Genomic DNA, 25972 nt, shown 5'->3' on the forward strand with positions numbered 1-25972 from the left:
AAGAACTTATGAAAAGCATATATAAAATTCTTACGGTGTTGGCACTCATGGCTAGCACGACGGCATGCGATGATCTGCTCGAAGTGAAGAACCCGAACAACCAAACAACGTTCGACTTTGGTGATTCCGAGCCTGAACTTCAGGAAGCGCTTATTGCATGTTACAATCGCATCCGCCTCGAGGGAACTTTTGCGCGTGTAGGCTATACGTTGGATGCCGTGCGTGGGGATGAAGTCTGGAACTCATCGCAGCAATGGTATCTGGAATATGACAACTTAAATTCTCCCGGCACAATTGGAATAGGTGACGAGTGGCCGTGGCGTGACAACTATCATGTTGTTAATCGCGCAAATTTCGTACTGTCGAAAGTTGAAGATGTTGAAATGTCCGAAGAGGTGTACAACCAAATAAAAGGTCAAGCACTTTTCCTCCGGTCATTGGCATACTATCATTTGGCGACGTACTACCAGTCGGTTCCCTTGATCATCGACTATGAATCTTATTCTGATATCGCGAGTTTATACGCACCGAATAATACGCAAGACGAAGTGTTTGATCAGATTGAGACAGATTTGACAACCGCGATGCAAATACTTCCCTCGCGTAACAACGGTGGGGAATGGGCAAAGGGCCGCGCTACCAGTGGTGCTGCCGCAGGATATCTTGCGCGCGTGTTGATGTTCCGTCATAAATTTCCGGAAGCATACGCGGTGTTGAAAGATATCATCGCTGGTAAGTATGGGACTTATACACTCACTCAGGATTATGGCGACAATTTTAAAGAAGGAACCGAGAATAATTCTGAAAGCCTTTTTGAAGTTCAGTTCATGAACTATGGTACAGGTGGTACCGACGAAGAATGGACGCCGGTCAATATCAGTCCGGATGCTACGCAAGGGCATGCGGTAGAAAGTAATTATGCGTCGCAGGAATTAGGAAGTTGGGGTGATCTCGCTGGATCTCCTTGGCTGTATAATCTTTTCAGAGGCGAAAAGTGTACGGATAATCGTCTTGATCCACGACTGTACTGGACACTCGTAACATATGAGCCAGAGTATAACACGTACACCGACATTCCTACGGCGGCATATCCGGATGGAGATCCGCGCAGCAATGTGATTTATAAGGAAACGGTAACAGAGACGCCACTCTCAAACAATGCTCAAGGAGGAATATCCATCGCCAAGTTTACGAATGCTAGAAATAACATTTATAGCACAATCACCAATGGTTTGCAATGCGGAATAAACTTGCGTCTCATGCGTTATAGCGATGTGCTCCTACGTGCGGCGGAATGTGAAAATGAAATAAACGGTCCGACGCAAGTTGCGATTAATTACATCAATGAAGTCCGTAGACGTGTAGCGTTGAAAGATCTTGAGCTTTCGGATTTCCCTTCGGCGAATCATCTCTTTGAACAGATTGCGAACGTGGAACGGCCTAAAGAATTTGGTTGTGAGAACGGTCGCGGAATTGACTTGCTTCGCTGGGGATTTTTTTATGATGAGGGTCGCATGCAACAACTTATTCAGCACGGATATTACAAACGAGATCGCACCGCTAACACTGATCCGCTAACAGAAGCGACGGCAGACGACTCATCGTTCAAGTATTTATATAAGGGACATGAGTACTTCCCGATATTTCAAGGAATACTGAATTCCAACCCGAACCTCGTGGGCAATTCGGCCAATCGTAATAATGATAATGGACCTGGTTTCCTTGCCAAATGGTCCGTTCGCCCAGTCACCGATTTAAATTAAAAAAATGATAAACGTCCTTGTCGACGCGTTGTGTTGAGAAGGACGTTTAGTAAAATAGATACACATGAGACTAAAGCACTTATTCAATTTTTCGATCGGACTCACTTCCGTTTTGCTTGCGGCATGTAATACCGATGATTTACAACCGACGGGGATCGTAACGAAACCAAAAACACCGTCGACGGAATTCACTCCGCCAACGTATGCTGACGACTATGCTTCAATCGCATCGTGGGGAAACCGCACATCATGGAATCTTGCTAACGTACATGACCCAAGTGTTGTGTACGATGGTGAATATTACTATATGTACGGCACCGATGCTTCTTACGGTAACGAGCATGTAGGACATGGACATTTTCATGGTCGGCGCTCGAAAGATTTAGTGAATTGGACTTACATCGGAGCATCTATGCCCGCGACACCAACATGGGTCAAAGACACGTTGAATAACATACGCGAACGCGCTGGTTTAACACCGATTGATGCACCTACATTCGGGCATTGGGCTCCTGTAGTGAGAAAGGTCGGCGATAAATATCGTATGTACTACAGTATCATTGTTGACAACTACATTGAGAGTGGAAAGACCAACACGCCTGCAAACTTTGATGGGTCATGGACAGAGCGGGCGTTTATTGGACTAATGGAAACGACTAGCTTAAAAGACAATACGTGGACTGATCGCGGTATGGTAGTATCGTCGGCAACGGATCGCGGCACGAATTGGTCACGTGCGAATCTCGATGATTGGAGTGCATATTTCAAGTGGAACGCTATCGATCCTTCTTACGTCGTCACACCTGAGAATGAGCATTGGCTTGTTTATGGCTCTTGGCATTCTGGCATTGTAGCGTTGGAAATAAATCCGACAACGGGTAAGCCTGATAAACTTGAAACACTGACCGACCACGGTGTGCGTATTGCGCGCAGACAAAACAGCGATGCGAATCGTTGGCAAGCTCAAGAAGGACCGGAGATCATATACAATGAAACCACAGGCTTCTATTATCTCTTCCTTGCGTATGATGAATTGTCGGTTGCATACAATACACGCGTATGCCGTTCAACAAACATTACCGGCCCATGGGTTGGAATTGATGGTAAAGATATCACGCAGGGGGGCGATTGCTGGCCAATGCTAACACATCCATACAAGTTTAATAATCATTCGGGTTGGGTTGGCATTTCACATTGTGCAGTCTTGCAAGATGAGGCTAGTGGAGAATGGTACTACGCTTCTCAAGGACGTCTACCAGAAAACACGGGAGGCAACACGTTCAGTAACGCCATCATGATGGGACATATTCGACACATTCGCTGGACAGACGATGGATGGCCAGTGGTGATGCCTGAGCGTTACGCTGCCGTGCCTCAAACGGCTATCGTGAAAAATGATTTGGTAGGCACGTGGGAAAATATCACCATGGAATACCAATACAAAACGTTGCAGACGTCAACAACACTTACACTCGGTGCTGACGGTAAAACGACTGGAGCATTTACCGCGGACTGGACCTATGATGAAACCAAGAAGGTATTAACCATCGGAGATTTAAAACTCTGCGTGGAAAGAGGGCTCGATTGGGAGGCATCGCCCCGGAACATCACGCTTATTTATTCTGGACTTACCGCCAATGGACGACCGGTATGGGGAAAGAAAAAATAGCAACAAAGCCTGCAGCAATGCGGGCTTTTTTTTCTTTGAATTTTCGCCGTGTCGTGTCTGTAATGGACAGGATTAAATTTCCAATCAAAGAAGTGAACACGGATGCAGTTTTTGTTTTAAGAACTCAACCGCTTCAAAGCGTCTTCTATCGTACTCACAAAAACGATGGTGTTGGACTTATTGCTCTCGTAAATAAAAGCTTTTAAACTTTTACTGTCATAGATTGAGAAATCACCCACGATAGCCAGCCGTAGTCGGTAGTTTACAACTTTTTGCAACATCTCACCTGCGATACCACTTTTTAAATCGAAGAAAAGTTCTTGAATACTTTCTTTTCGAACGATAACGGCTTCAGCGGACGAATCCATCATCATTTGTAAAAATTCTTGCGTTGAACCGATAGGGGGGGCGTGAACAATGAGTTCTGCAATTGAAATGCCGTTCACATTGTGTTGAATGAATTTCATGAAGATTACTATTTTTTATTGGTTGAGGTGGTTGAACGCATGGCCAACTACGGGCGATTTGATTTCAATCACTCACGACCTACGAGTTTTGCAATTTGGTCGTCGATTAGGTCGTGATCGTGACACAATAAATGTTCAAAGTGAGTACTAAACGGATGCTACTTAGGGCGGAGCGCCTGACCTTCGAAAATAATTCCATCCCAACCATGAAGCATAAATTGCCTAATATTTTGATGGTCGGTACCATTGGGCGTGTTTAGCACAGCCTGATAATGTTCTGCAAATAAAAATAGCGTGTCATCCTTGCTCAATTGGTTGATCTTTGCGAAACTAAAAACCTTTGCGCTACCTTGATTCTGAGTTGCTTCATTATGCTGCGATCCGTTCTTAAACGCTGTGGGGTGATGTTGATAGTACGTCTCAATAAATTCAATCACGTCTTTAAACTGGCGAGAGTTTGCCTTTAACATTGCTAGCAGATTGGACAGCTGTTCTTTCATGTGAAATATTTTTCTGCGAATTTAACGAAGGTTCACGATTAGCCAATGTTGGGGGCTACGAAATGCTGTGTGCGTGCATATAGTTCCGTCGCCTTTATGAGCAGTTCTTTTTCCGGTCATCAAATTATCACGCGACTAATCTCCTGTTTTATTATGTTTCGGAGATGAACAGTCCAAATAGTTCGACGATGGTCCTTGAGACCAAGCAACATTACCAAGTGCTCGACGGTCTTCGCGGCGTCGCAGCCATCACGGTGGTCATTTTTCACTTTATGGAAATTGCCATACCGAATCCGGCTGAAAGTTTTATTACGCATGCTTACCTCGCAGTTGACTTCTTCTTTTGTTTGTCAGGATTTGTGATTGCCTATGCGTATGACAATCGTATTCAGATTATTGGAATTAAATCATTTTTAAAATTGAGATTGATTAGACTACATCCGTTAGTCGTCATCGGAACAATTTGGGGAATGATTGCCTTTATGGTCGATCCGTTTAGTGACCTTTTTACGAAGTATCAACCGCTATTCTGGCCGATGCTAATAACATCATTGTTGATGATTCCCTACGCGGTAGTGCCTGAACGTTATTTCAATATATTTCATCTTAATCCGCCGTCGTGGTCGTTGTTTTGGGAATATGTTGGAAGTATTGTCTATGCGCTCATACTCGTTCGTGTAGGCAAAAAGGTATTGTGGACATTGGCAATTGTTGGAGCGATAGCATTATTTATTGAAGCACATCACGCGACAAATTTAGGCGTCGGATGGAGTGGCGATAATTTTTGGGGTGGTGGCGTACGAGCATTCTTTCCATTCGTTGCTGGTATATTAGTATATCGTTCCGGGTTTGTATTCAGGTCTAAGTTCGGCTTCTTATTACCAAGTCTGCTGCTGATGATTGCTTTTTTGATTCCCTTCTCCACTACATATAACTGGTTTGTAGAGCCCCTCGTTGTGATTCTATATTTTCCGTTGCTCCTGGCATTAGGCGCAGGCGCTGTGCCAGGACATAGAACTGAAAAGGTATGCACGTTTTTTGGAGAAATTTCGTATCCACTTTACATGATTCATTATCCTTTTATTTGGATCTTCTTTAGCTATGTTCAGCGTTACAAACCTTCTTTGCAAGAGATGAGCATCATTACCGTTGCGGGTACCTTGCTGTTGATTTTTTTGTCATATCTCGTGCTCGTGTTTATTGATAAGCCCATTCGTCAGTACCTAAAGAGAAAAATAGTATTGAGGTGAAAGTTCATTTTTATCAAGTAACGGCTTGGTAATCGAAGAAGTTGCTCCAAGACTGTATCAGATGAAGGTAGGTTGGGGCTGTAGCTAATGGTCGCGCGCCTTTGTGACAGTTGAGCACCATGAGTAGCGCTGAATACAGTAATAGTGTAATGATTACATATTCGTCCGGCAGTTTGGCAATGAATTTTACGTGTCAATAGAAGTAGAAGTTCCCATTTCATGGCGGACCTTAATTCAAATTGTCAACAAAAAAAGAAATTCATGAGCAGCAAGATTACTTTTATCAACCCGGAAAGTTTTATGCAGAACCCCGCGTTCTCGCATATCGCTGTGACGAAGGGAAATGGCGAAAGCATTTATATCGGCGGTCAGAACGCTATCAACAAAGACTTGGAAATTGTAGGTAGGGGAGATCTCGTGGCGCAGACTGAGTTTATTTTGGACAACATCGAAATTGCATTGAAGGCAACTGGCGCGACATTAGATGATCTCGTTAAATTGACGATTTTTATTCTGCAGGGCCAAGATGTTAGAAAAGGATTTGAAGGCGCCCGGAAATTTCTCAGGAAATTAAAACAACCGCCGGTGATTACAGGCGTCATTGTTGCCGGTTTAGCGCACCCCGACTATCTCGTGGAAATAGAAGCATTTGCCTTTAAATAGGATTGATGGAATTATTCATCACGCGCGCCCGTTTATAGGGTAAATTACAATGTCATGGCTAATGCATATACACCTGTTGCTTATGAGTATCGCGAAGTGATCAATGAACAAATTCAGCAGAAGACATCCGGTAAAATTTTCTATTGGAACGATGCCGAACAGGTTGATGATTGGAGCGGAATTGTTGTAAACCTGGTAGACGTTGCCGGTGAAGGAATGTTCATTATACTTAATAATGAAGCGCGAATTCGGATCGATCGGATCATAACACTGTTTGGAAAACCCGGAGCTGCCTACGACGAATACGATGCTTATTCGAATGCGTGTCTATCTTGTCAAGCTGGTGTTCCTTTATAACATGTGTGCTACTATAGCGTGATTTTCATTTTTTGGTTTTGAATCGTAATATTGTCTTGATTCTAAAACGATGATCTCGCGATTCGATATTGATGAGGCGCTATTAATGGCGAAGCCGGAGCGTCAGCATAAGTTTGTTCTCTTATTTTGTCGCCGTGGATATCTTTCCATTGAAATCGACCAACAACACTATTCGCTTGGCGCCAACCAATTCCTTACCATAACGCCAAAACAATTTTACCGATTTCTCGATACCGCTGGTGAAGGTGTCGTTGTGGAATTTACCTACGATTTCTTTTGTAAAGACGATAAGTCAATTGAGCTGATCTATCACAATGGTCTGTTTTGTCATTTTGCGCTTAATGAAATTATCAATATTCCGAATGAATCGGTACTAAAGAATGTGGAGTTCCATCTCGCGCAGCTGCATCATGAACTCGACGCACAGCAATTTGAATATGAAGCTAGTTTACACGCGATTGTAAAGTTATTGTTGATAGAGGTTAGTCGCTGCAAAATTGTACAGCAACAGCGTCCACTATACAAGCCCGATGCTGTATTTCTTCATTTTCTCAAAATCGTTCGCGATACCTTTTCAAAACGCCTTACCGTGAAAGAATATGCCGCGCAGATGAATATCACGGAACAAAAACTGAATGAGTTAACAAAAAAGAATACCGGCGAAACAACACAACAGCTAATCAACGACTTGATTGTATTAGAAGCAAAACGTTTGTTGAATTATGAAGATATGAATGTGAAGCAGGTAGCACTGCAATTAGGTTTCGACGATCCTCATTATTTTTCAAGATTCTTCAAGAAGCAAACTGCAAGTCGCGCAAAAGATCATTTACGGACGTTGATTACAAAATAGCGTTGTCCACCATTCTCAAGGTTTTGTCCATTTACTAACGTCACGCGACGCAAGATCTTTGCTGCATCATCAAATTTTACAATATGCAAACGCAAAGAATCGACATTGCTAAAGTTACCCCGGGCGCTTATCAGCCACTCATTCAGTTAGATAAGAATATTGCTACGACAAGTCTCGCGAAAGGATTATATCACCTTATAAAAGTGCGTGCATCACTCATAAACGGTTGTGCGCTGTGTATCCAATCACATAGCAAAGACGCGATCGCGGATGGTGAAACCACGAAAAGACTTTTAGCTTTGAATTCATGGGAAGACTCTCCTTACTTTTCAACGGAAGAACGTGCCGTGCTAGCGTTAACAGATGAAGCGACTTTAATTGCAAAAAATGGTGTATCGGATCAGACTTTCGACACAGCCGTGAGCGTACTCGGACAAGAAAACGTGTCTCATGCAATCATGGCAATCGCTTGCATCAACGCTTGGAATCGTATTGGCAGAGCTACGTTGCTAATTCCTGAATGATGAAGATGACAAACATTCAGATTGCAAATTCAGACGATGACATAGTTTCTTGCTGGGAAACTATGTCGTTGCTTCGCCCAATGCTCCAGCGTGATGGCTTTGTAAAACAAATAAGGGATATGCAACGTGAGGGGTATGTGTTGCTATTCATTCGCGACCAGCATGTTGTTGTATCGGTCGCGGGATACCGTATTTTTCCGATGCTTCATTGTGGGAAAATGCTATACATTGATGATCTTTCAACGCTACAAGGGAGTAGGGGAAAAGGATATGCCTCAATACTGTTGGCGCATTTATACACCGTGGCGAAGCAAGAAAACTGTCAGTCCATTCAACTTGACAGCGGGCCAACCCGGACGACTGCCCACAGGCTTTACCTTCAGCAAAATTTCATCATTAGCGCTTTTCATTTTAGCAGAATGTTATGAATACAAAACGAATTAAAATTGTGGAGTGGTTTCTGCGGATCGCCATCAGCGCAAGCTTTCTTTCTGCTGTCGCGGATCGATTTGGTCTTTGGCCGAAAGCTATTTCGGCATGGGGCAAATGGGGTAATTTCATTGTATACACGAAACAACTTGTGCCATTCCTACCCGATGTGATTGTTCCTTTCGCGGGAGGCGCTGCTACGTTTTTAGAAATTGTCTTGGGTATTCTGTTGTTGGTGGATTTTAAAACAAACGTGGTAGCGATAATAAGTGGCGCTTTATTATTAACGTTCGGATTTTCAATGGCGATTTTCAGTAGTGTGAAAGCACCGTTAGATTATTCGGTTTTTACAGCTGCGGCGGCATGTTTTGCACTCAGTGAGATTGTCCTTGCGCGATCAAAACATAGACACTAAAAAGAAAGCTGCTTACCAGTCTAGGCAGCAGCTTCCTGATCATAAGCCTCTGTTATTTCAAAGCGATTTCTAGTGTGATCATTGCATTAAGTGCTTTTGATATCGGGCAAAGCCTTTTTGCATTTTGTGCAATCTCTTGAAAGGTCGAAAGGTCTATGTTGTCAGCTTTGCCAGTTAACGTCAACTGGACCTGTGTGATATTACCATCTTCAAAGATGACCTTTGCTTCAGTTTCCAATTGTTGTCCCGAATATCCTGCAGCGTCTAAGAGAAATGCTAGTTGCATGGTAAAGCATCCAGCGTGGGCGGCGGCGATGAGTTCTTCTGGGTTTGTTCCTACGCCACTTTCAAATCTTGTTTTGTAGGAATATTGCGTCTGGTTGAGCACGGTACTGTCTGTCGTAAGATTTCCAAGACCGTCTTTACCAGAACCTGACCATTTTGCATTTGCTTTTCTTGTGAATTTCATAGTAGTATTTCGTTTAGATGTTTTTTGAAATTATTTCTTGATAAAGCCGATTAATGAACTGTTAAACTTTTCGCGTTCTTCGATGAATAGAGCGTGTCCACTTTTTTCAAAAGGAATCAATTCTGAATGTCGAATCATAATTTTCATTTGCTCTGCCAGGTCATATGAACAAATGTGATCATGTTTCCCGTGAAGAATGAGCGTCGGTACTTGGATTTTCTTTAGGTCTTCACGAAGGTCTGAGTCACGTAACGCCTTCAAGGCCTCTTGCATTGCATAAGGAGACGCCTGGAGATTAATGTTGCTGAGCCATTGTGCGAGTGCCGGCGAGACGCTTGTTGATGATGCGCCGAAGATTTGTCCAAAGTTTTCCAACAGCTGCATGCGATTGGTTTTATTAAGTTCGATCAGGGCATTGACATCATCTGTAGACCATAGGCCATAGGGAAAATCATTGCGCTTTGTCCATACGGGAGCGGCTGCTCCAAAAAGGGCGAGTTTGTTGATATGTGCTCCCTTGTATTTTGCTGCGTAATGGATTACGGTCGCGCCGCCCATAGAAAAACCTCCGAGCGTAGCGCTTTCAATTTTAAGTTTGTCGAGAATATATTTGATGTCGTCAGCGAATACGTCATAATTATATTGTCCATAAGGTTTGTCAGATTTGCCGAAACCACGCAGCGTGATTCCAATAACACGATAGCCATTGTCGATCAGCGCGCTGTATTGATATTCAAACATCGCGTCGCTTAATGGCCATCCGTGTATGAGTACAACTGGTTTCCCTTCGCCGACATCGGTAACGTGGAGTTTAACATTCGGCTCTACCTCAATATATTCTTCGCGTCCCAATGCAGCAGGTATTCGTTGCGCATACGTGTAAGTTGATACTATCGTCGACAAGAGGAAGAGAATTGTCGCGGCCAGGTTCATTTTTGTTTTCATATCCTATGTTGTTTGTTTCATTGATGGCTCAAAAATGGCGGCTTGCTGATTATTAATCAAATTAATATATTTGTGGTATTATAAATGAAACTTATAATGTATGACACTGCAACAGCTTCGATACATCGTGACCCTTGACCAAGAGCGGCATTTTGCGCGCGCTGCCGAGTTATGCGCAGTAACACAACCTGGTCTGACAATTCAATTGAAAAATCTGGAAGAGGAGATAGGGGTGAAAATATTTGACCGGTCGCGTGTGCCGCTAAAGCCGACTACGGTTGGCGACGAAATTATAGAGAAGGCCAGGAAGGTTCTTCGAGACGTTGACGCCATACAAAATCTTGTTGTAAATAAAAAAAATGACCTTCAAGGAAATTTGAACATTGGAATCATACCCACGCTATCGCCGTATCTCGTACCGCTATTTATCCGCGCGTTGGAAGAGGCGATGCCAAAGATGAAATTTGTGATTAAGGAATCTTCAACGATGGAATTAATTAGAAATCTTGAAGCAGGTCGAATTGATGTTGCGATCATGTCGACGCCAACAGGTAATTCATCACTGAAAGAGTTCGTATTGTTCCAGGAACCTTTTGTGGCCTATTTGCATCCCGCACACCCTGATTTGAAAGCGAAGACTTACCAGCTTCGCGAGCAAGACAAACTCGAGCTATTGCTTTTGCGGGATGAATATTGCTTTAACGCGCAGTTGATTGATATCTGTAGTAGAGGCAAGAGAAAGACACCCGAGCAATCGGTGTACGATATTAATTCAATAGAGACGTTAAAAAACCTTGTACGCGCGTCGTTGGGCTTTGCCGTGGTGCCATGGTTGTCTGTCATGAATGAATTGGAAGATGGCTTCTGCAAAAGTTTCAAAGACCCGGTTCCGGTTCGAGACATTAGTTTGGTTGTCAGCGATTCGTTCACCAGAAAATTATTGCTCGAAAAAATGAGCGCGACGATTTGGAATTGCCTTCCTGCTCCGTTAAAAAAAGATAGAAAACATAAACGTGTTAAATGGAATGACTCGCCATATTTTTTGAAGATATTGGAAGGACATCAATAGTGTCGCATTTTTTGTCTAGAATAAGTTAATATGGTCTAACACCAACTAGCAATGACCTACTTTCAATACCACGCGTTGTTCGTGCCTATTCTTCTCGCTGTCTTTTTAATTTTTTATTACCGCGCACTGAACGGTATACTTGATAAATTGCGCCGTTTCTCTTTGATTATTTCTGCAATATGCGCAGCCATACCGTTGGTTCTCATTTTGATTTTTTTGATTTTCAGTACACTCCCTTAATTTTCATGGATGCCACTTTCGGCATCTTACTTCCCACTGCAGATCCGTTTTGTAATCATAGTCGTGTATTATGCAACCATGTCGGTGTTGCTTTACAAACGCAAACCCGCGACATTGATTATTTTTTGGTGCCTGATTGCCCTGTATAACGCATCAGATCTTGTGCAATTTGGGTATGCGTACCTGACATGGCGTCCAGAAATGTTGCCGCACAATGCCAGTAGCAACACCCTGGTTGAACAAGCAATTCGTAATCATGTGATGATGGATAGCCGTACCTACCTAATAACACAAATGATTCTTCCCGCATTTTGGTCCGTTGTAAGCTTTTTTGCGCTGCGACGTGTATTTAGAGGTCGTCACGAGCGTTAATGATGCTTTCCGGTTCCGATGGGCGAACGATATTTCAATATAATACTAGATTAACCATGAGGTAACGTTGCTTTGGTAGACTTGCATACCAAAAACAACGGGTAATCAACGCTACCGATATGCGCAGCGCAAGTATCATACTATTTATCCTTTCCTCATTCCATTTTGCAAATGTTGTTTCTGCGCAATCGCAGGAAAAAGTGTACGCTTTATTAATGCTCAGTTTTGCGAAAGGAATCCAATGGCCAGACCTTCCTTCCGGGCAGAAATTTACGATTGGCGTTTTGGAATATCCACCGCTCGCAGCGGAGCTTACTACCTCTGTTGGATCGTCTAAAATCGGCACGCATACGGTGGAGATCAAAGAATTTGCACATGCTGACGAAGTTTCCAATTGTCAAATAATTTTCATTCCTGCCTATAAGGCGAGGCAACTCGCGCAGGTTGTGAATAAACTCGGAAAATCATCCGTGCTGATCGTCACAAACAAAACAGATCTCATTCAAAAGGGAAGCGATGTTAATTTTGTACTCGTCGATGGAAAACTTCGGTATGAAGTGAATTGTAAACGCATCGAGGCCCGCGGGATGAAGATATCTTCGACGGTAAGAGGACGGGGTATCGTTGTTGATTTGTAATTGACTATAATCGCCGTACCTCGGGAGAATGAACAGTACGCTGTACAAATTCGAACAGAAATCTTATCGCAGCGCTGCAGGAGTTTGATATTTCAAGGTTTTCAGTTTGGCCGGGTGTTTGACATGCATCGCGAAAACCTAAACCGTTCGTGATGAAAAATTTTCTACGTTACCTCAAGCACATCCTTCTTACTGTGGTTGCAATCTCCGTCGGAGCTGTTATTTTTTTGCTTCTCGCTGGAAATAAATTGAAGTATGATCCGAATTATCATTTCAGTGAACTGTTAGAGAATGAAGGTCCTTTTGTTATTACACGTAATGACACTGTGTATGTCAGCTATATTCATGGTAATTCCGAAAAAGGTTATTGGCTTGAACAACGAAAAGTTAGCGACACTACGGTAGGGCTATCTGTTTATTACGGACCTGATAGTTCTTCTTTTCCCATTGTGTTGTCGCCTTATCATGACATTCAATCACCACCGTCCACATATGAAACCGGAGAGTCAATCTTTGTAGTGTCTGACATTGAAGGAAACTATAAGTCTTTTCGCGACTTCTTGATTAATAATCAGGTCATTGACAAGAAATTAAATTGGACTTTTGGAAAGGGCCATCTTGTTCTACTTGGCGATTTCATTGATCGCGGCTTCTTCGTGAACCAGGTGCTATACTTAATTTACCGTCTTGAGCAAGATGCAGAGCGTGTCGGAGGGAAGGTTCATTTCATTTTGGGTAACCATGAAATCATGAACATGCAAGGCGATCATGGATACGCTTCTGGTAAATATTCCATGGCTGCATCATTGCTCAAGTTGAAGCCAAATCAATTATATGATCCTACGGTTTCTTTTCTTGCGCGTTGGCTTGCCAGTAAAAATACAGTTGAACGCATAAACAACGTATTGTTTGCGCATGGCGGTTTGCATCCGGATTTTGCAGGCTATCGTTATTCGTTGGACTCATTGAATAATTACATCCGTCGTTATTACGGGGAAGAATATTATCCGCGTCGGAGCGCCAGCAAGTTCGACGATGAACTTCTACGTTCAAGCGAAAAATCACCTTATTGGTATCGCGGCTATTTTAAAGGTGATATTGATGTTGCTACTATCGACAGTACATTGAATGTTTTTGAAGCTGATAAAATTGTTGTTGGGCATACGATTCAGTCACATGTGGATATGTTGCACGATGGGCGTGTCATCGCGGTAGATGTTGAACATCCTCAGGAACGTTGGGGCGCATCATTCCCTTCCATGCACTCAGAAGGACTGTTGATTATGCAAGGAAAATACTTCCGCGTACTTGATACTGGTTTGCTTGAGGATTTGGATTGACGCGATCTTTCTGGCGACAACTTATCTCTCAGGGCTGCGACTAACCGTATTATTCCCCTTTATACCGCCATGTGCATGTTGGTTACTATGGCTGTTTGTTTGATTTCCGTAAATTCATTTTACTAAACGAAAACGCTTAGTACCCTAAAAAACTCTACGGTTATGTTAACCTTAAGAAAGGCTATGGCCTTATTTTTTGCAGCCAGTGTGCTAGGCACGTTGGCTGGTTGTGGTGGGAGTGACAGTGATGCAGATCCGACTCCTTCCGGTGGTACCGATACGGAATTGAGTGCGCTCCCAAAGGATACCGGTGGCCAGCACGTGGCGCAAGTCCTTGGATCAACACAAGCATCGCTTGGCTTCTATGTTTATTTGCCTAGTGGCTACACTGGAGGTTCGGCGTCTTATCCGTTACTCGTATTTCTCCATGGAAAATCAGAACGCGGTGATGGTACCAGTACAAAAGCTGTACTGGATAAAGTACTTGCCAATGGACCACCAAAATTAATTAAGGGTGGAACGTGGAATCCAAAATATCCGATGATTGTAGTCTCTCCACAATTTCACGGCACTACAGGTAGCGCAAATAACTGGGGTGGCGGCGATCCTTCTCACCTGAAAAATTTTATCAAGTTCATGGTCGACAACTATCGGGTCAATCCCAAACGAATTTACCTGACTGGAATGAGTCATGGCGGAAATGGTGTCTACGATTACCTGAGTCTTGAAGATGATGCAACGGGATACATTGCTGCTGCAGCGCCCGTAGCAGCTTATGGCGCTAAGAAAGGATTTAATAAAGCGAACGATACACCGATATGGTCTTTCGTTGGCGATCAAGACGAATCAAATTTCGAGTCAACATTGAATTATGTGAACGAATACAATGCTCAGTTACCGAAACCTGCCGTGAAAGCCCGACTTTCAGTCTTCAAAGATGCGGGTCATGACGTTTGGACACGAACGTATAGCGGCTCGGGTATTGGTACGGCTAGCAGCGAATATGATGCATTTGATAAATCGGTGTACGATTGGATGTTTCAGTATAAAAGAAAAGATTGATCGATTATTTACCATTACAAGAAAGCAACTTGATCTTGTCAGGTTGCTTTTTTTGTGCGCGAACTCGGACGTATGATAATTCGTTTACAATTTTTTAATCGCTGAAATAATGCTAAAATGGTATCTGTTTGGTCTATCGAAACAGAAAGCATAAACAATAGATGAAGATGAAGCTAGTGGAATGTCCGCGTGATGCGATGCAAGGTCTCACCGACTTTATAAAGACTGAAGATAAAGTCCGTTATATTAATCAACTATTAAAGGTTGGATTTGATACGATTGATTTTGGAAGTTTTGTGTCGCCCAAAGCTATTCCACAAATGCGTGACACTGCGGAAGTATTAGCAAAGTTAGAATGGGAGCAAAGTAGTTCCAAGTTGTTGGCGATTGTGGCGAACACGAGAGGCGCGGCAGAAGCGGCAGAACTTGAGGGGATAAAATACCTAGGGTTTCCACTTTCCATATCTGAAACTTTTCAGCAACGTAACACAAATAAATCCATTGCGGAAGCACTGAGTTCGCTGGAGGAAATTCAGAATATCTGTGTCGCAAAAAATAAAAAGCTAGTCTCTTATATCAGTATGGGATTCGGCAATCCTTACAACGATCCGTATGCGCCTGAGTTGGTTGTTCAGTTTGCTGACATTCTGAAGACATTGGGCTCCGATGTTATTTCGCTAGCAGACACTGTGGGGAGTGCGGAGCCGCAAACGATTAACGATCTGTATGCGTCATTATCGAGGCACGCGCGGGGTGTGGAGTTTGGAATACATTTACATTCCACACCACAGGCAGCACAAAGCAAAATTGCCGCGGCGTATCAAGCAGGGTGTCGTCGGTTCGATGGTGCACTTCGGGGGTTTGGGGGATGCCCTATGGCGAAAGATGATTTGGTTGGAAACCTGGCGACCGAAACAATTGTTATGTATCTCGGATCACAGGAGGTTCCGCTTACAATAGATTCTCATGCTTTTGCTGAAGCCATGAAGATCGCGGACGAAATATTTCCAAAGCATTGAAAATATTACCTCGTATGATTCGTGGCACGACAATCGCTTAATTTTGTCATAAATTTTACGTCCATGAACAAAGTCTTCATTTTCATCGGAATGCTGCTCATCATCAGCTCTGTTGCCCTGGCACAAGGTGCTAAGGAATACACTCAGAAAGGCCGCGATCTTTATGAGAAAGGTGAATTCATGGAAGCGCTTTTGAACGTCAACAAAGCCATCGAAACTGATCCCAACTATGCTCCGGCATATTACGTCCGTGGTAACCTGAAAGATAATTTCGACGACAGACACGGTGCGATGAAAGACTATAACACGGCGATCGAAAAGAACGTGAAGTTTGCAGATGCTTTCTTCGCTCGTGGTAACGTTAAAATGAAACTTCAGGACTACTATGGCGCGATCGCAGATTATTCTGCCGCCATCAATATCAATGAGAACTACATCGAAGCGTACTTTAATAGAGGCAAAGCAAAACAGTTTCTCCAAGCGTACGAAGATGCCATCAATGACTGTTCGAAGATCATCACCATCAACCCAAAAAATGTGGACGCATATTATATGCGTGGAATTCTTCGCATCAATTTTGGTGATATGAAAAATGGTTGCCTCGACCTTAGCAAGGCCGGCGAGCTCGGCGACTTAAAGGCGTACGAAACGATCAAGGAAAAGTGTAATCAAAAATCGCAAGACAGTGACGGAAGTTACTAAGTGCGATACTTATAGTTTGAGCTTATAAATTTTTCCCGGCAAGGCATTTACGATACCTTTAAATTCCAACGTCAATAGGATAGAGGCAAGTTTGCTAATATTGATGTTGCTTCTCCACCCAAGTTCGTCAATCATGAGTTGGTTGTTATTTGACTGAAGGATTTGTACAATGCTTCGTTCTTCGTCGCTGAAATCTTCACCAATATTGAAATGGTTTTTCTTGGTAGGTTCATTTAAGTCCCAATTCATTAAGTATTCGAGATCTTTGACATCGGTGATCATGTACGCCTTGTTGGATTTGATCAGGTTATTACATCCGGTAGAATAGCTTTGTCCAATATTTCCTGGAAAAGCAAACACATCTTTATTGTAGCTATTCGATATGTCAGCGGTGATGAGTGCACCACCTTTCTCAGCGGCTTCAACCACAATTAACGCGTCGGATAAAGCGGCGATGATACGGTTGCGCGCAGGAAAGTTGTGGGCATCGGGTTTCGTTCCAAAAGAATTTTCCGTGACAAGTCCACCCAGATGAAGCATCTTCTTTGCTGTTTCCTGATGAGCTGGTGGATAAATCACATCGACGCCACTACCCATCACACCAATCGTAGGAAGGTTGTGCTTCACAGCTTGCTTATGCGCTTGAATATCGATGCCGTATGCGAGACCACTTACGATAAGTGGTTTGTGTTCTTTCAACCCGATGATTAAATCCTCGACGCAGTTTCGTCCATAGTCTGTTGCTTTACGGGTTCCAACAATCCCGACGGTTTTTGGATTTTCGAAGTCGACATTGCCTTTAACATACAAGATACATGGCGCGTCAGGAACTTGTTTTAGACGAGACGGATAATTGGTGTCTGTGAAAAGTAGAATTTGGACGTCATCCTTTTCTGCTTTAGTCAATTCTTTTTCAGCTTGTTTAAACGTGTTGCCAGTCCGAATAGCTTCGGCTGTAATACGGCCAATGCCAGGAATTTTTAGCAGCTTACCCTTGGGAGTCTTAAATACATTTTCGGCATTGCCTGCATAGCTGATGAGTTGTCGAAGGGTGACGTCACCAATGCCAGGAATGGCATGAAGTGCCAGCAGCGCCAGTCTGTTCTGATTCATTATACACAACGGTTTTAAGGGCCAATAAAAAAAGCCGATGAAGTATCACCGGCTGTCAAAATCATTACAATATAAACAACTCACTGAAGTTTTTCACGCAATTGCACGAGAAAACCTCTTACCTTTTTGAGTGATTCAATCATCTCCATTTTATCACGCACGGCTTCGTTGTCATTGCGAAGCATTTCCTTCGCGCCCTGAAGCGTAAAGCCCTTCTCTTTCACGAGGTGATAGATCGTTCTTACGTTATCGATGTCCTCTCGTGTAAACTGGCGATTACCTTTTCTGTTTTTCTTTGGCTTGATAATATCAAACTCAGATTCCCAGAAACGGATCAAAGAAGGGGCAACACTGAACATTTCTGCCACTTCACCAATCGAGAAGTAGAGTTTTTCGATTTCCTTTTCTTTATACGCCATGTTAATTAGAAAGATAAGTAATTAAACCGTTATCGTCAATCTGTACTTTTGATTCAGGGAAATCTTTTTTGGTGAGTTCCTGAATCTTTTTGATCACCTGTTTTTGCGCATCAACGCGGACGCCAGTTCCATAAGTTTGGTACGTTGGAATGATTTGGGCGTTGAAAAGCTTGCCATCATGATCGGTGTACACCTTAATAATTGGTGCCAACCCATTCACGCCACTCACACTGATGCCACGATATGTACAAAAATTTCCGAGGCTATAGGCAATGAATCGTCCTTTGTAGACATCAATGGCACGTGTTACATGCGGTCCGTGGCCAAAAACAACATCCGCACCGACATCGATTAAGGTTCGTGAGAATTTATAAACGTCGCCGCGATTTTCTCCGTGATAAAGCTCTGTCGTACGCGGCACATTCTGAAATTGCGCGCCCTCTGCGCCACCGTGATATGAAACGATAACGATGTCGCAAATGGAATCAAGGTGAGCTACGATTCGTTTAGCACCTTCGAGATCATTGAGTGGAACGCAGTTTGAATTTGGCGCAAATGCGGCTAACCCGTAGGTGATACTATCTTTGGTAAACGTCACATAAGGTTGATTGATCTGGCCTGCATGAAGAATGCCTGCTACTTCCAACGTCTTCATGCTACTCTTACGACCGGCTTCACCAAAATCGCCTGCATGATTGTTGGCCAAACTCATCATATCGAATCCTGCACTGATCAAATTTCGAACATATCGTGTGGGTGTTCTGAAAACGTAACACACTTTTGGGTCTTTACATGACTTCGGTGTCCCGCCGACATCAAGCAGAGTACCTTCAAGGTTACCGAACGTGACATCGGCATCTCTGAGAACGGATTCAACATCTTTCATCAAGAATGCCCCGTCATCACCAGGTAGTTTATCTTCTGGGTAACTTGTTCCCATCATGATATCACCCACGCCGATTATCGACAATGTGTCGGGAGCGCGCTTGGTCGAATCGACCTGTGCTGTCGCGTTAAACGCTAAAAGAAAAGTGGTTACGAACGCCGCGTATTTGAAAATGTTCATGGAGAGAGAAACCTTATTTTGCTTTACATGATTTCACATTTGTGAAATACTTTCCCGGCTGAGAAGTGTCGCTAGAGATGTGTGTACAGACAAATAATGTGCTGCACGCCACACAGATGGTGCGTAGATTCTTAGCCAAAGACATGACTGCGAAAGTAGAAATAAAAAACTGAATGCTGAAGTAAAACTTTAATCTAGCGGGCGATCTTGCTGACTTCCAATCTCAATTAATTTCTCATACTCCTTGTTGTTGAGATCACGCTGGAAGAAGTTAATAGGATTGGCATGTTGCCCCTTGTATAAGACTTCATAATGCAAGTGCGCAGATACTGATGTTCCGGAATTTCCAACATAGCCAATCACCTGACCACGTTTTACTTTATCACCGGGTTTTACGGCAAACGCTGAAAGATGCGCGTAGCGTGTTTCGTACCCGTAACTATGGTTGAGATAAATCACGTTTCCGTAGGAGTCAGAAAAATATGCCATAGCGATTTCACCGTCACCGGTGGCGTAGACGGGCGTTCCTTTTTCGGCCGTGAAATCCAGCCCTTTGTGTTCGCGGTAAATCTTCAGGATAGGATGGAAGCGACTCCCATAAGTTAAATGAAGGTTGTCTAACTGTTTGTTACTAATGGGTTGAATAGCTGGTCTCGAGGCCCACATTTCCACGCGTTCTTCCATCATTTTACTCAGTTCTTCAAATGATTGAACTTCGACATCCAATTGATGCTTCAGTTTTTCTGCACGTGTATATCCGCTTAACAGATACGGGTAGTGTTTGAGTATCTTTGTATCGAATTTTTCGCTGCCCCCGATACCAGCTTCACGAATTTCAGGTGTTAGTGGATGCGAGTCAAGAATTATACGATAGTTATGGTCATCTTTTTCAATGAGCTCTTGAAGATGTTGATTGCTCTTTGCGATTTGATCTTCCAATAAATGCCATTCAGTCTTCAGCAAAATGTTTTTCTGAGTGAGGCGCATCTCATCAAATGAGCCGACTTTCTTAACATAGAATGAACATGTCGCGATAGCAAGGCCAAGTGCAGTCGAGATAAATATTAACACACGCTTGCGAAGTGTCTTTCCACGGACGTAGTATGTTTCGTACCGACAAGTTTCAGGATTATAAATGTACTTCGTTCTGGCCATCAGTCAAGTGATTGGTTTTGTTGCTTGCTCTTTTGGAGCATGCTGCTGTATTGATCGGGATCAAATCCTTCAATCATATATAGCACAGGGTTAACTTGTTTTCCTTTTACCAGGATTTCGTAATGAAGGTGTGGTGCAACGGAGCCGCCACTGTTGCCAACGGTGCCGATGATCGCCCCTTTCTCGATTTTTTGTCCAATGCGGACAACGATTTCTTCTAAATGCGTGAAGCGCGTTACAAAACCATTTCCATTGTTGATCTCGATATAGTTTCCGTAACCGGCTTGTAGTTCACTTCGCTTGATGGATACAACGGTACCGTTACCGGTCGCCAATACTGCAGTGCCGCGCGGCATTGCTAAATCTATTCCTTCATGGTGGTAGGTACCTTTATGGAAAGGGTTTACACGATCACCGAAACCTGAGGCGAGATGGTCGGCAGTAAGTCCGTCGATGGGCGAGCGAGATGGTGCCGCGAGGAGTAACGCCATACCAGCATCGCTGATGTGGAGATCGTGTTGTATCGCGGCGGATTCAGCATTAATATCCTTTGATTTATTCTCGAGTTGCTCAAGAAATACTTTAAACTCCGACGCGCTGGCCAACAACACTTTATCTTTCGGGAATAGCGCTTCATGTTTCTCACGAGCAGGCTGCTCCGCGTTGAACAATTGGGTGTACAGCGCTTGATCCTGTTCATCGAGTTTGGAAAGTGTTCCTTGAATAGCAGCAAGCTTTTCTTCAAGAACTGGTTTATATTGTTCTATGGCTGCATTCTCTGCTCGCAATGCTTTTTCAGTATCGCTTTCAACAAGATAATTGTAGAGGAAAATGAGTCCGACAAAGAAGATGAAACTCACGGAAACCAAACCGATAAGGTAGGTGATGACCTCTCGAACAGAAAGACGTGCCCGTTCGTATTGACACGTTTTTTGGTTGTAGACGTATGTGATCTTACTCATCCGTTTAATCCGCAGATAGAAAAAATGTTTGGGGCTTCCGGGCCAAAAAAACGTTAATTACCTGCCTAATCTCCTTATCTGCGCTTATTTTTGTGGCTTGCCGGTTTCCAACAGCTGGCTAAGATAGTAAAAATAGCCTCTCAGCAAAGCCTGTGTCTCTTCAAACGTGACATAGAAGCGGTGAGGCGACATAGGGTACACATAAACAAGCGGTTTACAACAATGGATTCTGGCTCGATTAGACGCACATTTTTAGAGTTTTTTAAGAAAAAAGGACATACGATCGTTCCTTCAGCGCCTTTGGTACTCAAGAACGACCCCACCTTATTGTTTACCAACTCAGGGATGGTTCAATTTAAGGACTACTTCCTTGGAAATGCCACGCCGAAAGCCAGTCGTATCGCCGATACCCAAAAATGTCTGCGGGTAAGTGGAAAACACAACGATCTCGAAGAAGTAGGTATCGATACCTATCACCATACCATGTTCGAAATGCTCGGGAACTGGTCGTTCGGTGATTACTTTAAAAAGGAGGCAATTGCTTGGGCGTGGGAATTATTAACCGAAGAATATAAACTACCCAAAGACAGGCTCTATGTGAGCGTGTTTGCCGGTGATAAGGATGATAATCTTCCGTTCGATCAAGAAGCCTACGACCTGTGGAAGCAATTCGTGGCAGAGGATCGCATTATCCAAGGAAATAAGAAGGATAACTTTTGGGAGATGGCTGACTTGGGTCCGTGCGGCCCTTGCTCGGAAATTCACGTTGATCTTCGTTCTGACGAGGAACGCGCGACGACACCTGGACGGGACCTCGTGAACAATGATCATCCACAAGTGATTGAAATTTGGAACAACGTGTTCATGGAATTCGAACGCTACTGGAATCCTGAAAAGGGTGGAGCTTCCGAATTGTTTAAGTTCGACCTTGAATATCATGGTGAGGATAAGAAAGCAAAACGCGAAAAGTTAAGATCTTCGCTGACACTACTTCGTTACCTCCCTGCAAAAAATGTCGACACGGGAATGGGCTTTGAACGCCTTTGCCGCGCGATCAATCTTGTACAGTCGAATTACGATACAGACGTGTTCACACCGTTGATCAACTTCGCTGCGCAAACGTCGAATATCCCTTACGGGAAAGATGAGAAGACAGACATCGCGATGCGCGTTATTGCCGATCATGTGCGTGCTGTTTCATTTGCAATATCTGATGGTCAGCTTCCATCAAACGCAGGTGCTGGTTATGTCATCCGACGCATCCTTCGTAGGGCAGTTCGATATGGTTTTACATTCTTGAATTTTAAAGAACCGTTCATTTATAAATTGGTTCCAATTCTAAGCGGGCCTTTAAAAGATGTGTTCCCTGAACTTGAATCACAGAAAGAGTATGTGAGTAAGGTGATTTTTGAAGAAGAAGCTTCGTTCCTCAGAACGCTAGAGAAAGGTTTGAAACGTTTTGAACTTATTCAAAATGAAGCGAAGAATGGTGTGATTAACGGCGATCTTGCTTTTGAGCTTTACGATACCTTTGGATTTCCTTTCGACTTAACATCACTCATCGCGCGTGAGCGTGGCCTATCGGTTGATGAACAAGCGTTCAACGCCGCAATGGCCAAACAAAAATCACGTTCGAAGACTGATGCGGCGAAGGAAACTGGAGATTGGGTGATTGTCGGTAGCGACGTTAAGCCTCAGTTCATTGGGTACGATCAGCAGGAAGCTGAAGTAAAGATTATTAAATACAGAAAAATTAAACAAAAGAATAAGGAGCTATTCCAACTGGTATTCGACAAGACGCCGTTCTATGCAGAAAGCGGTGGTCAAGTAGGGGATACCGGCTACATCCAAAATATCAACGAGAAGATCACCATTGTTGATACGAAGAAGGAGAATGAATTGATCATTCATTTTACAGAAGAGCTTCCTGAAAAGTTAGAATCGTCCTTTGAGGCGAAGATCGATCAACAGAAACGGTCATTGACGGAAGACAATCACTCTGCAACGCACTTACTACACGCAGCGTTACGTAGCGTGCTGGGCAAGCATGTTGAGCAGAAAGGATCGCTTGTAAATGATAAAGTACTGCGTTTTGACTTTTCACATTTCGCGGCAATGACAACCGAAGAAATACAGAAGGTCGAATATATCGTCAATCAAAAAGTACGTGAGAATATTCCGCTAGACGAAAAACGCAACGTTCCAATCGAACAAGCTAAGGCACTTGGTGCCATGGCTTTGTTTGGCGAGAAGTATGGTGATTTTGTTCGTGTGATTACATTCGATCCGAAATACTCGGTAGAACTTTGTGGTGGAACGCACGTGAAGTCTACAGGGCAAATCGGCATGTTCAAGATCGTGTCGGAAAGTTCCGTAGCAGCCGGAGTTCGTCGTATCGAAGCGATCACCGCAGAGGCCGCTGAGCAATATTTTAGAAGTGAGCTAGCCGTGTTAGAAGAAGTTCGAGCGCTCTTAAAGAATCCAAAAGATCTGTTAGCTTCTACAAAGAGCTTGCTTGAGGAGAAGCACGCACTGGAGAAGAAGCTTGAGGTTTTTCAACAGGAACAAGCCAACCAGATTAAAGATCAACTTGCGGCGAAGGCTGTTAAGAGTAACGGATATCATCTGATCATTGAGCGCGTAACAGTGCCCAATGCAGATGCTTTGAAGAATATTGCGTATGGATTGCGTAACCAATTCGATGATTTGCTGATGATATTGGCGGCCGACGTCGAAAGCAAACCACAGGTCGCGGTGATGATCGGCGAAAAGTTGATGGAATCTAAAAAGTATCATGCCGGAAACATGGTGAAGGAATTGGCGAAAGAGATTGAAGGTGGTGGTGGTGGACAGCCTTTCTTTGCTACTGCCGGTGGTAAGAATATCAATGGGCTGGCTGCGGTGTTGGATAAAGCACGCAAACTTATTTAGTTGGAAAAAGTAAATACAGTTCTGGGCAACCTTGTGCGTACAGCCACACCGTTGAGCAGACATCGTATTTCCACTTTGAAACACACTTGAAAACGTAAAATGAATTCCCTTCGCGAGAAATATACGCTTGTCATCGGTCTTGAAGTACATGCGCAACTGTTGACCAAGAGCAAGATCTACAATTCAGATGCGAATGCTTTTGGAAGTGATCCGAATACAAACCTCGGCGTGATCACGTTGGCGCATCCCGGTACCTTGCCAAAGCTTAACAAGAAAGCTGTCGAGTTTGCCATCAAGATGGGGCTGGCGTCGCATTGCGAGATTTCCAGGTTTAACATTTTTGATCGGAAGAACTATTTCTATCCTGATCTTCCGAAGGGATATCAATTAACACAAGACCGCACGCCTATTTGCAAAGGTGGCTACATTACTGTCACCGTGAAAGAAGGTGATCGTGATGTCAAATTGAATCGTATTCATATTGAGGAAGACGCCGGAAAGTCTATTCACTTAGAAGGAGAGCGCGATACCTTGGTTGACTTCAATCGTGCGGGTGTACCCTTAATTGAGATTGTGACAGAACCGGATATTCGTACGTCGGAGGAAGCGGGTGCATTGCTATCGGAAGTAAGAAAGATGGTGCGCTATCTTGACATATGTGATGGCAATATGGAAGAAGGATCGCTTCGATGCGATGCGAACGTATCAGTGATGTTAAAAGGAGCGACGCAATACGGTAAGAAAGTTGAGATCAAAAACATGAACTCCATTCGTAACGTACAACGCGCTATTGAACATGAATTTGATCGTCAGATTTCTTTACTAGAGCGCGGCGAGAGCGTGGTTTCCGAGACGCGAACTTTTGACGCGAACGATGGGAAGACGTACGGCATGCGTACGAAGGAAGAGTTAAACGACTATCGTTATTTTCCGGATCCCGATTTGAGCCCGATGGAAGTTTCAGATGCATGGTTGAAGGAAATTCAAGACACGATGCCCGAGTTGCCACGTGCGTTAGCAAAGAAGTATACCAATGAATATCAGCTTCCAGAGTATGATGCGCTAGTGTTGACGGACTCCAAAGATGTAGCCCAATATTTTGAAGCGATATGTGGTCGTACGAAGAATTACAAAGCGGCTTCAAACTGGGTTATGGGGCCCGTAAAGTCCTATTTGAAAGAGCTTTCACTTACAGCTGACGAATTTCCCGTCGGACCGGCGATCATTGCTGAAATGATTGAGCTTATCGATGGCGGAAAAATCAGTTACACCATAGCTTCACAACAGATTTTCACTGAGCTGCTCAAGAATCCGAACAAGACTGCGTTCGAAGTGGCACAGCAATTGAATGTTATCCAAGATAGCAATCAAGATTCTTTGATGCCGATCATTAATGAGGTTATCAAGGAGTTTCCTTTGAAAGTTGAAGAATATAAACATGGAAAGAAAGGGATTATTGCCATGTTCATGGGAGAGGTGATGAAGCGTAGTAAGGGGAAAGCAGATCCTAAAGTTGCGAACGAATTATTAACCAAGAAACTAAAAGAAGTATGATGGCC

Annotated in this window: 27 protein-coding genes; 18 read left to right on the plus strand and 9 right to left on the minus strand. The window is 43.6% G+C overall.

The window, feature by feature from the left end:
• Window positions 1-8 precede the first annotated feature (8 nt).
• The gene (locus DQQ10_RS25945; protein ID WP_112749867.1) at window positions 9-1763 is read left to right on the plus strand and encodes a RagB/SusD family nutrient uptake outer membrane protein; all 1755 of its coding nucleotides are present in this window, start codon (window positions 9-11) and stop codon (window positions 1761-1763) included.
• Between the two features lie 64 nt (window positions 1764-1827).
• A complete protein-coding gene (locus tag DQQ10_RS25950; RefSeq protein ID WP_112749868.1) occupies window positions 1828-3432 on the plus strand; it encodes an arabinan endo-1,5-alpha-L-arabinosidase in 1605 nt (534 codons plus the stop codon).
• Between the two features lie 116 nt (window positions 3433-3548).
• On the opposite strand, the gene DQQ10_RS25955 is transcribed toward DQQ10_RS25950, so the two are convergent.
• Together DQQ10_RS25955 and DQQ10_RS25960 are read right to left on the minus strand one after the other, a co-directional pair.
• Window positions 3549-3899, minus strand: a complete 351-nt coding sequence (locus tag DQQ10_RS25955) for a DUF4180 domain-containing protein (RefSeq protein WP_112749869.1) — start codon at window positions 3897-3899, stop codon at window positions 3549-3551.
• 158 nt (window positions 3900-4057) lie between these two features.
• A complete protein-coding gene (locus DQQ10_RS25960) occupies window positions 4058-4399 on the minus strand; it encodes a HopJ type III effector protein (RefSeq protein WP_112749870.1) in 342 nt (113 codons plus the stop codon).
• Between the two features lie 188 nt (window positions 4400-4587).
• On the opposite strand from DQQ10_RS25960, the gene DQQ10_RS25965 reads away from it, so the two are divergent.
• The 7 genes from DQQ10_RS25965 (at window position 4588) to DQQ10_RS25995 (ending at window position 8911) form a co-directional block, all read left to right on the plus strand.
• Complete coding sequence (locus tag DQQ10_RS25965) at window positions 4588-5649, plus strand: acyltransferase family protein (protein WP_245970549.1); 1062 nt, start codon at window positions 4588-4590, stop codon at window positions 5647-5649.
• 261 nt (window positions 5650-5910) lie between these two features.
• A complete protein-coding gene (locus DQQ10_RS25970; protein WP_112749923.1) occupies window positions 5911-6312 on the plus strand; it encodes a RidA family protein in 402 nt (133 codons plus the stop codon).
• A gap of 54 nt (window positions 6313-6366) precedes the next feature.
• Window positions 6367-6669, plus strand: a complete 303-nt coding sequence (locus tag DQQ10_RS25975) for a hypothetical protein (protein ID WP_112749872.1) — start codon at window positions 6367-6369, stop codon at window positions 6667-6669.
• 70 nt (window positions 6670-6739) lie between these two features.
• The gene (locus DQQ10_RS25980; protein WP_112749873.1) at window positions 6740-7543 is read left to right on the plus strand and encodes a helix-turn-helix domain-containing protein; all 804 of its coding nucleotides are present in this window, start codon (window positions 6740-6742) and stop codon (window positions 7541-7543) included.
• 83 nt (window positions 7544-7626) lie between these two features.
• Window positions 7627-8067 (plus strand): carboxymuconolactone decarboxylase family protein, encoded by a 441-nt coding sequence (locus tag DQQ10_RS25985; RefSeq protein ID WP_112749874.1) that lies wholly within the window; start codon window positions 7627-7629, stop codon window positions 8065-8067.
• 5 nt (window positions 8068-8072) lie between these two features.
• Window positions 8073-8495 (plus strand): GNAT family N-acetyltransferase, encoded by a 423-nt coding sequence (locus tag DQQ10_RS25990; protein ID WP_112749924.1) that lies wholly within the window; start codon window positions 8073-8075, stop codon window positions 8493-8495.
• Window positions 8492-8911: a DoxX family protein gene (locus DQQ10_RS25995; protein WP_112749875.1), complete on the plus strand. Its 420-nt coding sequence runs from the start codon at window positions 8492-8494 to the stop codon at window positions 8909-8911. Before DQQ10_RS25990 ends, DQQ10_RS25995 begins: the two co-directional genes overlap by 4 nt.
• Window positions 8912-8963: 52 nt before the next feature.
• Here the strand turns inward: DQQ10_RS25995 and DQQ10_RS26000 are convergent, their stop codons facing one another.
• Both DQQ10_RS26000 and DQQ10_RS26005 read right to left on the minus strand, forming a co-directional pair.
• On the minus strand, window positions 8964-9380 hold the full coding sequence (locus tag DQQ10_RS26000; protein WP_112749876.1) for an OsmC family protein: 417 nt from the start codon (window positions 9378-9380) through the stop codon (window positions 8964-8966).
• Between the two features lie 30 nt (window positions 9381-9410).
• Entirely contained in the window at window positions 9411-10325 is a 915-nt protein-coding gene (locus DQQ10_RS26005; protein WP_112749877.1) for an alpha/beta fold hydrolase, read from the minus strand.
• A gap of 100 nt (window positions 10326-10425) precedes the next feature.
• Between DQQ10_RS26005 and DQQ10_RS26010 the strand changes: the two genes are divergently transcribed.
• From DQQ10_RS26010 to DQQ10_RS26040, 7 genes are all read left to right on the plus strand, one after another.
• Window positions 10426-11394, plus strand: a complete 969-nt coding sequence (locus tag DQQ10_RS26010; protein WP_112749878.1) for a hydrogen peroxide-inducible genes activator — start codon at window positions 10426-10428, stop codon at window positions 11392-11394.
• Window positions 11395-11643: 249 nt separating this feature from the next.
• Window positions 11644-12006, plus strand: coding sequence for a hypothetical protein (locus DQQ10_RS26015; RefSeq protein WP_112749879.1), 363 nt, complete (start codon window positions 11644-11646; stop codon window positions 12004-12006).
• A 119-nt stretch (window positions 12007-12125) separates the two neighbouring features.
• Window positions 12126-12644 carry a YfiR family protein gene (locus tag DQQ10_RS26020; protein ID WP_112749880.1) on the plus strand — a complete coding sequence of 173 codons (519 nt, stop codon included), beginning with the start codon at window positions 12126-12128 and terminating at the stop codon, window positions 12642-12644.
• A gap of 152 nt (window positions 12645-12796) precedes the next feature.
• Entirely contained in the window at window positions 12797-13984 is a 1188-nt protein-coding gene (locus tag DQQ10_RS26025) for a metallophosphoesterase (protein WP_112749881.1), read from the plus strand.
• 162 nt (window positions 13985-14146) lie between these two features.
• Window positions 14147-15046, plus strand: coding sequence for a carboxylesterase family protein (locus tag DQQ10_RS26030; RefSeq protein ID WP_112749882.1), 900 nt, complete (start codon window positions 14147-14149; stop codon window positions 15044-15046).
• Window positions 15047-15213: 167 nt separating this feature from the next.
• Window positions 15214-16065: a hydroxymethylglutaryl-CoA lyase gene (locus tag DQQ10_RS26035; RefSeq protein WP_112749925.1), complete on the plus strand. Its 852-nt coding sequence runs from the start codon at window positions 15214-15216 to the stop codon at window positions 16063-16065.
• A gap of 63 nt (window positions 16066-16128) precedes the next feature.
• The gene (locus DQQ10_RS26040) at window positions 16129-16767 is read left to right on the plus strand and encodes a tetratricopeptide repeat protein (RefSeq protein ID WP_112749883.1); all 639 of its coding nucleotides are present in this window, start codon (window positions 16129-16131) and stop codon (window positions 16765-16767) included.
• A gap of 9 nt (window positions 16768-16776) precedes the next feature.
• Here the strand turns inward: DQQ10_RS26040 and dprA are convergent, their stop codons facing one another.
• From dprA to DQQ10_RS26065, 5 genes are all read right to left on the minus strand, one after another.
• The gene (gene dprA, locus DQQ10_RS26045; RefSeq protein WP_112749884.1) at window positions 16777-17880 is read right to left on the minus strand and encodes a DNA-processing protein DprA; all 1104 of its coding nucleotides are present in this window, start codon (window positions 17878-17880) and stop codon (window positions 16777-16779) included.
• A gap of 80 nt (window positions 17881-17960) precedes the next feature.
• A complete protein-coding gene (locus DQQ10_RS26050; RefSeq protein ID WP_112749885.1) occupies window positions 17961-18299 on the minus strand; it encodes a MerR family transcriptional regulator in 339 nt (112 codons plus the stop codon).
• A gap of 1 nt (window position 18300) precedes the next feature.
• A complete protein-coding gene (locus tag DQQ10_RS26055; RefSeq protein ID WP_112749886.1) occupies window positions 18301-19365 on the minus strand; it encodes a CapA family protein in 1065 nt (354 codons plus the stop codon).
• Between the two features lie 189 nt (window positions 19366-19554).
• Window positions 19555-20520: a M23 family metallopeptidase gene (locus tag DQQ10_RS26060; RefSeq protein WP_112749887.1), complete on the minus strand. Its 966-nt coding sequence runs from the start codon at window positions 20518-20520 to the stop codon at window positions 19555-19557.
• A complete protein-coding gene (locus tag DQQ10_RS26065) occupies window positions 20520-21482 on the minus strand; it encodes a M23 family metallopeptidase (protein ID WP_112749888.1) in 963 nt (320 codons plus the stop codon). Before DQQ10_RS26065 ends, DQQ10_RS26060 begins: the two co-directional genes overlap by 1 nt.
• A gap of 222 nt (window positions 21483-21704) precedes the next feature.
• On the opposite strand from DQQ10_RS26065, the gene alaS reads away from it, so the two are divergent.
• Entirely contained in the window at window positions 21705-24413 is a 2709-nt protein-coding gene (gene alaS / locus DQQ10_RS26070) for an alanine--tRNA ligase (RefSeq protein ID WP_112749889.1), read from the plus strand.
• Window positions 24414-24512: 99 nt separating this feature from the next.
• Window positions 24513-25967, plus strand: coding sequence for an Asp-tRNA(Asn)/Glu-tRNA(Gln) amidotransferase subunit GatB (gatB, locus tag DQQ10_RS26075; RefSeq protein ID WP_112749890.1), 1455 nt, complete (start codon window positions 24513-24515; stop codon window positions 25965-25967).
• Window positions 25968-25972 lie beyond the last annotated feature (5 nt).

The organism is Pseudochryseolinea flava, from assembly GCF_003286915.1.
Classification (GTDB): domain Bacteria; phylum Bacteroidota; class Bacteroidia; order Cytophagales; family Cyclobacteriaceae; genus Ohtaekwangia; species Ohtaekwangia flava.